This window comes from Halococcus sp. AFM35, from assembly GCF_051195015.1.
Taxonomy (GTDB): domain Archaea; phylum Halobacteriota; class Halobacteria; order Halobacteriales; family Halococcaceae; genus Halococcus.
In genome coordinates this window covers 1-7456 of the sequence record NZ_JBNTJU010000057.1, presented here as the reverse complement: position 1 = coordinate 7456, position 7456 = coordinate 1, and the positions used below count along the sequence as shown (strand labels likewise).

Sequence of the window (7456 nt, the reverse complement as noted above, 5' to 3'; positions counted from 1 at the left end):
CTTCGGTGAGTTCATTGGCTGCTTGGTTTGGCTGCATCAACCGACCAAGCAGCCCGTTCACCTAACTCGCTTTGTGAACTACTGAGAATCCGTTTCACGAGGACCTTGACGACACGTTCCGCGGCGTGCGCGTCCGGGTTCGCACGAGCGAGCACCTATGAGGGCTGGTGCGGGCGGTGGCACTACAACGAACATGGGGTGATTGTGTACGACGCCGAGCGCGACGACGGCGAGCACGTCGGCGCGGTGACGCTCTCGAACCCGGAGACAGTCGAACGCCTCCCACCGATGGAGCCTATCGAGGAGGTTCGGGTTGCAGACATTGCGCCGTCGCCGTACACCCATCGCTCGATGGACGACGCCGCCCACGAGAAGTTCGTCAAGCTCACGCGCGAGCGTGGGCATCTGCTCACGTACCCGACCGTACGTCCGGTGGCCGAGGAGCAGCGTGAGCACGACCGCGCGTATGAGGTAGTAGCGGGCCATCGTCGGTTCGAAACCGCCCAGCGTGCGGACCTTGAGACGATTGCAGTGCGGGTTGCCGACCTCGATGCCTGGGAGGCCGTCGAGCGGTTCGTCGACGACCACGTAGCGATTCAGGGTGGTGACGAACGGCACATGTATGGTCAAGAGGAGATCGACCGGATGCTCGCGCGCTTACGTGAGGATTGGGCCGACGACCGCCTGCGTGAGATAGAGGTGTTCGCGCCGTATCTGGAGGAGAAGCTGGCTTCGGCGCGCTCGGAAGCGATGCGACAAGGCTATCTCGCCGACGGGAGAGGAGATTGATGAGCGACGAATCGACCCCACTCAGGCCTTGATAGTACCGGATCCGGGCTCCATGATGTTTTGTCGGCTTTGACCCACCATGTCCGTGACGGAGAGGCACCACAGCATTCTGCTTGCTATCGTTGGCCGCTTCACATCTCGATGGTGGGGATGAGATCGTTCTCGATGAGATATGGGAGGACGTGTTCCTCGCGCCACTCATAGAGGAGAGCCATCAGTTCGTTTTCCAGTTCTTCTAAGCGAGTGTCGTTGTACGGACGAGTCTCAAGGATATGCCACGTGCTCGTGTCGGGATCGAACGCGAGCGCGTAGATAGTGTCCTCGAAATAGAGGAGAAATTCCGTGATGATATCGTTATGCCGGTTTTGAATTGGCATCGTTCCGGTGATGGCGTCTGATTCGCCCAATGCGGTCACCGTCTCGGTCGAGATCGGTTGTGAGGGGAGCGCGTCGAAGACACGCGGTTGTGAGTCATCGGTCATGAGTGGACTCCGTCTGTCTATTCTCTCCGTATCCAGGGAGAAGAATCGCAGTCAGTAGTATTGTTCGTGTTCTTTTGATACGAGATAGTAGATGGTTTCTCACTGAGTGAGTAGTGGGTACACAAACTATTTGGGACGAGACAGATGTGAGAAGACGTGTGGCATCCGTCTGTAGCAACTCTGCGACCCCCTCTCCAGCCGAAGCTAACATATTTACGCGAGTGCGTAATATTATTTGGTATGCCAGAGCGTGATGGGGAGCCAAATGTTGGTATTCCAGCCGATGGCGTGCCGTCGGAGGAAGCAGTTCGCCAAGAACGCAAGCAGTACGACGAAGGAAAGACGGTCAAAGAACGCATCTACGAGACCGCACTCACGCTGCGCGAACCCACTCCGGTTTCGGTTGTCGCCGAACGAACCGAGTGCACACCCGAATCTGCCCGCCGACACCTCCTCTGGTTCGCCGAGATCGGTATTGTCGAGCCAGTCGGTGAGGGACAGCCAGCACAATTTCAGCGCAATCGCGCGTATTTCTGGTGGAAGCGTGCTAACGAAGCTCGACGTGCCTATTCGAGCGATGAACTCGACGCTCGGCTCGAAACGCTGCTTGAGAGCGACCGCGCCTACCAAGAACAATACGGTGTGGCTGATCCAGCGCAGGTGAGCGCGTTCGATATCGCCGATCCGGACCACCACGGCGCGCTCGAAGCCATCTGGAGCGACGTCAACGATTGGCTGACTGTCCGAGAGGATCAGCGCGTGCTCGAACACGCCCAACGCCTCCAGCGCGAGCAGCATTCAGCTCCGGCCTAAACCGACGTACATGTCTGACGCGAACGCACCAATCGACGAGGCGATTCTCCAAGCCATTGCACGAACTCTTCGCACCGATGATCGAATCGGGGAGGCGGTCCTCGTTTCGGGTGAGGGAACTGACGAGCACAAGCATCTCACGGTCACCTTCGATCCAGTGCGCTATCCCACATCCGTTCGGGAAGCACACCTCAAAATCCAGTGGTACCGCAACGATGGCTTCAATATCCACTATGCGGAGGCCCATACCGACAGTATTGACAGAAGCAACGTCTGGCAGTGTCGCTGGGACCGGCAATCAAGCAGCCACAGCACTCGTGAGCACTTCCATCCGCCGCCTGACGCGGGCGAGCCGACCGATACCCAGTTTCCGGACGACTATCGCAGTGTTCTTTCGATGGTGCTCGCAGCAGTTCGAGCACGAATCGACGAACTCTGGCAGAACTACGAGAAGATACCCTGAGTGTAGCTTCAACCGTGAACTAGCCAGTTTACCGTAAATCTTACCGTAATTCGATCCGTTAACCGCTCATGCCTCCGGACGGTTACACAACAATCACGGTTAGCGACAGATTAGCTGCCAAACTCACTCGGATCATGGTGCGTCATGATTGCTCCAGCTACGCTGAAGCAATCAAGTACGCTGCTGATACAACACTCATTCAAGAAGATGAGATCACCATACGGGAGCTTGTTCAACTCCTTGCAGAACGTGTGGACGAGGTAGACGAGAGCGTCTTACAGTAAAACTTACGGTAAACCCTCAAGTCGAGGGTTGAAGCTACACTGAGTGGACCATCCAGTAAATCCGTACCCAGTAGCTGTCCCTGTGTGAACCGCCGCTACTGGAGGTAGAGTTGCGCGGCGGTGTCAAAGCAGGATTCGGGTGAGCCAACGAACGAGCCGTCGAGCGTGATCGACGGCTCGTAGCGCTCATCGCTGTACTTGTAGAACGCGAATTCCCACGAGTCGGCATCGCCACTCCAGGCCAGTCGGCAGAGTTTCGTCGGTGTCTGTCGGATTCGTTCTTGCTCTTCCTCGGATGCATCAGGGCGAATCCATGGGTTACTCTCGAATGCGTCGATGTAGGCATAGTCGCCGCGGAAGCGAACGTCTACACGCGCGCACCGCTCACTCCACGCGGTGCGCGCGTGGGTCTCAAGTCGATCTGTGAGCGTCCGGCGGACTGGCTCTGGAATTGGGACCATACTACTCAGACGTTTCCAGCGAGCTTTACGCTATTGCTGGCAGCTTCGTAAGCAATCTCTCCAGATCGTCTGTCGTGTAGGTCCACTCGAACGGCTCTGGAACCGCGTTCCAGAGCACTTCGAATCCCGCGATCTGGTGCATCAACGCAACGATCGAATCGAAGCTCCCACCAGTCAACGCTTTCCGAGTCAGCACTGAGAAGTAGAGTTCAATCTGATTCAGCCACGAGGCTCTATTCGGCAGATGCACTCCTTCGACGTTGTCGTAGTGCTTTTTCAGCCACCCAGTGAACGTGTTTGGGTGGTGGGCAGTCCCGTTGTCGGTGATCCAGAACACCCGATCTGCTCGACGGCAGATCGGGTGGTCCATCACGTCCTCAACAAGTCGCTCGAAATTCGCTCGGGTGTTGCGTGTAACACACTGCCCGTAGACTTCTCCTGTGCCGACGATGAGTGCCGCCTGATACGTACAGCCGCCGTGGCGGTCGTACTCGTGCTCGACACGTAATGGTGTGCCCGGTCCCGGCGGGCTTCGGTGCCGGGACCGGGCTTTGATGGCTGTTTTCTCGTCAGCACAGATGACCACGTCTCCATCAGTCAGGTCTTCGCCATTCCACGTTCCGTTGTACAGATCGAGAACAGGCGCAGCTTTCTGCCCAAAATCCGGATCTCGTGGCGTCTTCCATGAGCTACACGTCCACGGTTTGATCGCCGCGTGCTTGAGCCACGCGGCGATCGTTGAGGGTGAAGGACAGGGATCGATCTCAGAAACGGCGACCATGTGAATATCGGTGATGCTCAACCGGGAGAGGGGAAGGTCACGTTTGGCCGGGAGTTCACACGCGAGAGCAGTGATGAGCGCTCGGACAGCATCATCGTAGATGGGTGGTCGACCGGGCCGGGGCGCGTCCGCGAGCCCGGCCCGGCCAGCGTCAGCAAAGCGTCCGCGCCACTTGCGGACGGTTTTCCTCGTGCAGGCAAGTTCCTTCGCGATGTCAGTGTTAGTAGCTCCGTCAGCAGCGCGGAGGACAATCCGCGCACGGAACACATCCCGTTGTGAGCTGGTTGCTTTCCGTATGACCGCTTCAAGATCGTCTCGATCTTGAGCGGTCATGGTGATTGTAGTAGGGTGAGGACCGGGCGACATGATATGCACTCTCCGCGGAGAACACCCATATAGAGGGGCTGAGAGGAGATAACGTTGCAGTTCTATCTGGGTACGGACTTACTGGATGGTCCACTGAGTGGCTTTCTCATCTGAGGAATTCACAAGGATATAAGTACGCATCGGTAGGAGTACGGCTGCATGACGGATCTGATCGTCAAATCGGCAGTCAAAGACCAGCTCGCAGACCAGAACGTTTCAGCAGATTTCTACGACGCGCTCGATAGTGAAGTCCGAAACCTGCTCACGGATGCTGCACGCCGAGCAGGTGCGAATGAGCGCAAAACCGTCCAGCCGCGCGATCTCTGATGGAGGCAGAGTAACCGATCTTTGTCGAGTATCGATATATTTTAGTCTTTGAATGACCACATGTCGGATATGTACGATCTGACTGGCTTTCAGCGCGACGTGCTGTACGTTGCCGCTGGCAAGGACGAGCCGAACGGCCTCGCAATCAAAGATGCACTCGATGAGTATTACGAGAGCGAAATCCATCACGGACGGCTCTACCCGAATCTCGACGAGCTGGTCGACAAAGGATTGATCGAAAAGGGCCAGATCGACCGCCGAACGAACTCCTATGAGGTGACTCAGCGCGGCCGGCGTGAGATCAACGCCCGGCGCGAGTGGGAAGACCAGTACATCGCCGTCGAGGCCTGAGACTATGAGTGATGGTTCGCTCTATCAGATGTTCTCATCATCTCGCACTCTCCTATCGAGAGCAATATTGAACACGAGTGGCAGAGAGTGAGCGGCTAATGATCGAAATCCCTGATCGGCTGGAATGTTTGTTCACCGGCTCAATCGAGGAAAACGACGATTCATACAGAATCAAGGTGCCAGAGGACGCATTCAATCTGGGTAGGGTTTCGGCCGGTGAAACCTATCGAGTGGCAATTCTAGTGAGTCTCAGCCCAGCGAGAGCCAACAGGAGCAACCATCCGTAGAGTCGTCCCCGACGCCACCGGTATCGACTGGCGACATCCGCGAGATAACCATCGACGCTCATCCCGATACATCGTAACACAGCAGTTTCTCGAACCAGTCGTTCGGTGAGTTGAGTTTCAGTCCGAGGAAGCCGAGGTATTTCTGGAGATGATGCTTCGAGACACCACGGAACTTCGCCAGCCACTGGCGAAGGAAGCTGTGGCGGTTCTCACAGGTGTTTGTGTGGGCGTCACCGATCACGTAGGTGTCGGAGTGGGTGACGGCCAGATGGCCGTCCACCCCCTCCTTGTCCTCGATGTCGTCGTAAATTGAGTAGCCGTCGGTGCAAAGGATGACGCTCCCGTCGCCGTGTTCAGCGATGTCCTCGTCAGCGTTTTGTAAATCTTCACAGACAAGAAATCGAACTCGTCCGTCATCCCGACGGACGAGTGTCAACACCGGCGGTTTGTCTGACTCGAAGGTTCCGCGCCCCTTTTTGAGAGTCCGCGCTCGCGCGGACTCCCATCCTCGTCTTCGAGTCCTTTCTCACCAGCCGTGACGTAGACCTCGTCAGCTTCGCACACGTCGTAGAGGTCAAGCTCGTCGATATTACCGCTCACGTTCTGGACTTTGTGGACGAAGTCGAGGACGGCCTCGTAGTCTCGGTCGAGATCCCGAGCGATCTGAGCGGTCGGCTCAGATCGCATCTCCTTGACGATGTAGAACATCTCTTCGAGGCCGAAGCGATGTTGGCCGAAGATCGTGTTAGTGAGGTCGTTAAAGTAGGTCTCACACGCCTTACACCAGTATTGCTGGGCGTCTTTGCCGGTCGTACCCCGCTTGACGACGGCGTCACTCTCGCAGTGGACACACGTCACCGTCTCGCCGAACCGGGCGAGACGGAGACGCTCGAAGCATCGTTCACGTGGTGGAAGGAAGACCTGAGCTGACTCCTCGTCCATCGTTGACCGCTACGTGATTCGCCAGCCGAATCGATGTTACGGTCTATCGAGATGAGCGACCATCGAAACGCTGGGCGATCAAGGCGATGGAATAGCGAAAATCGAGCGTGGCTACGTGCTGATCGTTCCCGGAGCGCGTCCGGATGATGAGGTGACCGTCGAAGTCACCGATGTTCCGGTCGTAGATGTCAATGTGCTTTAATCGAGAAAAGCTTGGGCGTGTAAGCACCTCCTGTGTCCCCAAGCATGAAGGCTCATGGTGAGCAGTTCGTGGAAAAGCCAAGACACTCTCGAAAAGCCGTTTGAGAGGGTTGTTCGGAATTCACAAAATGTGTATCGGATGATCAACATCCATACAGACAACATATTCTATGGCTATCGCTCGACATATAATGAATAAATAATAATTGCGAAACCGAACGCTGTCAGGATGCTGTTGATAAGAATGCCTGTTTGGAGACCAACACCGAGCAGTTGGTGCGCGATACCCGCGAACAGCGCTCCGATTGTGACGACACCGAATCCAACTGCGAGCGCGCGGAGCGACGGAGATCTCGTCCGCCGATGGGCTTTATATGCGATGTAGACGATACCACAACCCAAAATGAGAATTATAGTTTTACTTATGATGATCGCTATTGATACTGACTGACTCATAACTCATCACCCATATCTGACCACATATCAGCAAGTCGTTCGTCCGCTGTCCGTTTCGGTCGATTGATTGTTACACCGAATTGACCATTTTCTGTGATGGTTATATTCAAGCTGTTTAAATCGCGTTGATAGCGCGTGATTCGACCACGCTTGGGATGGACCTCGTAAAATTCGCGTACGAGTGTAGCTTCATTCAGAAGATCCAATTTCCGGTACACCGTGGATTCGGATATGTCACAAGCTTCGATGAGTTCCTTGGCGGTCATGGGTTGGGCAGTCTCTTTGAGAAGGGTTCGACAATCAGGATCATCCAGCGCATCAAGGACAATCTGCACTGCTGGCGTGTCCTCGTTTCTTGCTGGATCAGGCCCCATCGCTGTTGCGTTCTGAGTTGATAAAGCCACAGGGAGCGAGACCTCTGTGAGGGGCACTGGAACAAGGTGTGTAGGCTGC

The 7456-nt window shown here is 55.9% G+C and carries 11 protein-coding genes and 1 pseudogene; 6 read left to right on the top strand and 6 right to left on the bottom strand.

The genetic code is table 11. The features are described 5' to 3' along the window. Positions 1–105 precede the first annotated feature (105 nt). Complete coding sequence (locus ACQUQO_RS17600; protein WP_435079861.1) at positions 106–789, top strand: ParB/RepB/Spo0J family partition protein; 684 nt, start codon at positions 106–108, stop codon at positions 787–789. 131 nt (positions 790–920) lie between these two features. Here the strand turns inward: ACQUQO_RS17600 and ACQUQO_RS17595 are convergent, their stop codons facing one another. Continuing rightward, positions 921–1271 carry a hypothetical protein gene (locus tag ACQUQO_RS17595; protein ID WP_435079859.1) on the bottom strand — a complete coding sequence of 117 codons (351 nt, stop codon included), beginning with the start codon at positions 1269–1271 and terminating at the stop codon, positions 921–923. A gap of 240 nt (positions 1272–1511) precedes the next feature. On the opposite strand from ACQUQO_RS17595, the gene ACQUQO_RS17590 reads away from it, so the two are divergent. Beyond that, positions 1512–2084 (top strand): DUF7342 family protein, encoded by a 573-nt coding sequence (locus ACQUQO_RS17590; RefSeq protein WP_435079857.1) that lies wholly within the window; start codon positions 1512–1514, stop codon positions 2082–2084. Between the two features lie 10 nt (positions 2085–2094). After that, positions 2095–2547, top strand: a complete 453-nt coding sequence (locus ACQUQO_RS17585; protein ID WP_435079855.1) for a hypothetical protein — start codon at positions 2095–2097, stop codon at positions 2545–2547. Positions 2548–2926: 379 nt separating this feature from the next. Here the strand turns inward: ACQUQO_RS17585 and ACQUQO_RS17580 are convergent, their stop codons facing one another. Together ACQUQO_RS17580 and ACQUQO_RS17575 are read right to left on the bottom strand one after the other, a co-directional pair. Continuing rightward, positions 2927–3292: a hypothetical protein gene (locus tag ACQUQO_RS17580; RefSeq protein ID WP_435079853.1), complete on the bottom strand. Its 366-nt coding sequence runs from the start codon at positions 3290–3292 to the stop codon at positions 2927–2929. 25 nt (positions 3293–3317) lie between these two features. Then, entirely contained in the window at positions 3318–4340 is a 1023-nt protein-coding gene (locus ACQUQO_RS17575; RefSeq protein ID WP_435079851.1) for an IS630 family transposase, read from the bottom strand. 258 nt (positions 4341–4598) lie between these two features. Between ACQUQO_RS17575 and ACQUQO_RS17570 the strand changes: the two genes are divergently transcribed. Together ACQUQO_RS17570 and ACQUQO_RS17565 are read left to right on the top strand one after the other, a co-directional pair. After that, positions 4599–4766 (top strand): DUF1931 domain-containing protein, encoded by a 168-nt coding sequence (locus tag ACQUQO_RS17570; RefSeq protein ID WP_435079849.1) that lies wholly within the window; start codon positions 4599–4601, stop codon positions 4764–4766. Positions 4767–4835: 69 nt separating this feature from the next. Then, positions 4836–5117, top strand: coding sequence for a helix-turn-helix transcriptional regulator (locus ACQUQO_RS17565; protein WP_435079847.1), 282 nt, complete (start codon positions 4836–4838; stop codon positions 5115–5117). 345 nt (positions 5118–5462) lie between these two features. On the opposite strand, the gene ACQUQO_RS17560 is transcribed toward ACQUQO_RS17565, so the two are convergent. Beyond that, positions 5463–6346, bottom strand: a protein-coding gene (locus ACQUQO_RS17560) for an IS1595 family transposase (RefSeq protein WP_435079845.1) whose coding sequence is annotated in 2 segments (ribosomal slippage) — positions 5463–5884 and positions 5884–6346 — 885 coding nt in all. Because the reading frame shifts where the segments join, the coding sequence is not laid out codon by codon here. Positions 6347–6404: 58 nt separating this feature from the next. On the opposite strand from ACQUQO_RS17560, the pseudogene ACQUQO_RS17555 reads away from it, so the two are divergent. Then, positions 6405–6548 (top strand): annotated as a pseudogene (locus tag ACQUQO_RS17555) (TRAM domain-containing protein); the annotation flags it as partial. 173 nt (positions 6549–6721) lie between these two features. On the opposite strand, the gene ACQUQO_RS17550 reads toward ACQUQO_RS17555, so the two are convergent. Next, entirely contained in the window at positions 6722–7003 is a 282-nt protein-coding gene (locus tag ACQUQO_RS17550; RefSeq protein ID WP_435079843.1) for a DUF7521 family protein, read from the bottom strand. Further along, a partial coding sequence (locus ACQUQO_RS17545) for a helix-turn-helix domain-containing protein (protein WP_435079841.1) occupies positions 7000–7456 on the bottom strand: 457 nt, incomplete at its 5' end. The genes ACQUQO_RS17545 and ACQUQO_RS17550, both read right to left, overlap by 4 nt.